Origin of the sequence: Natronolimnobius sp. AArcel1 (genome assembly GCF_011043775.1) — an archaeon.
GTDB lineage: Archaea > Halobacteriota > Halobacteria > Halobacteriales > Natrialbaceae > Natronolimnobius.
In genome coordinates this window covers 1-839 of record NZ_JAAKXY010000019.1, presented here as the reverse complement: position 1 = coordinate 839, position 839 = coordinate 1, and the positions used below count along the sequence as shown (strand labels likewise).

The following is an 839-nucleotide window of genomic DNA, read 5'->3' as shown; positions in this document are numbered from 1 at the left end:
TGCTTAACGAACCCGGAGACCTGCTTCATCCAGTCCGGGGACATCTCTTTGGCGGCGTGTGCCACGTCAGGTCCCCGATGCTGGGCGTAGGCAGTCGTGGCAGCGGTCGACGCTGCGGAGACGCCGGCCGTCACCAGTTCGGGGCTGCCGTTCTGGAGACCAGTGTACGCCATCGCTCCACCGACAGTGAGGCCAGCGCCAGTCGCGACGACGTTGTCAGTGACTGCCGTTCGGATCTTCTGCCCAAGACCCGTCGGACTGACCTGGTCGGCGACGTAGGTTCCGAGTTCTGAGACGTCCTGCTCGAGGGAGTCGACCCGTTCCGGAATCGAGGATCCGTCCCCTCGTTGCCCCATTTCAGCGAATTTCTGGGCTCGGTCTTGTTTCTCTTTGGTACGACTCGAGAGGTTCTCATCCATGGTGGCCTTAAATTTCGAGAGGCGGTCGGCGGTACCGGTGACAGCACGGCTGAGTCCCCATCGTTGGATGTGAACGTCAGTTTGCCACATGGAAGTAATGCCGAGTTTGCCACCCTTCATCACCTCGGTCGCGATTTCGTCAGCCTCCCGCTCGGCTCCCTCATCGGGATCGATCTCGAGTTGAGGCTCGGTTTTGGGCATCATTGATAGCGGAGCGTCGGGTTGCTGGAGGGTGTGAACGACCTCATGAGTGATGAGGTGCTGTCCCGCGGTCGATTGCGGATCATACTCACCGGGGCCGAAGGCAATGTGATTGCCGACGGTGAACGCGCGGGCGTTGACCGCCTCGCAGGCCTGCTGTGCGGTCGGACCTGTATGCACCCGGACGTGATCCAGCGATTCGCCGAGGCGATCCTCGAG

The 839-nt window shown here is 61.5% G+C and carries 2 pseudogenes; both read right to left on the bottom strand.

Features of this window, described 5'->3' with window-relative positions:
- Positions 1-623: pseudogene (locus tag G6M89_RS22060) on the bottom strand (hypothetical protein); the annotation flags it as partial.
- Positions 624-647: 24 nt separating this feature from the next.
- Positions 648-839 (bottom strand): annotated as a pseudogene (locus G6M89_RS22685) (DUF4157 domain-containing protein); the annotation flags it as partial.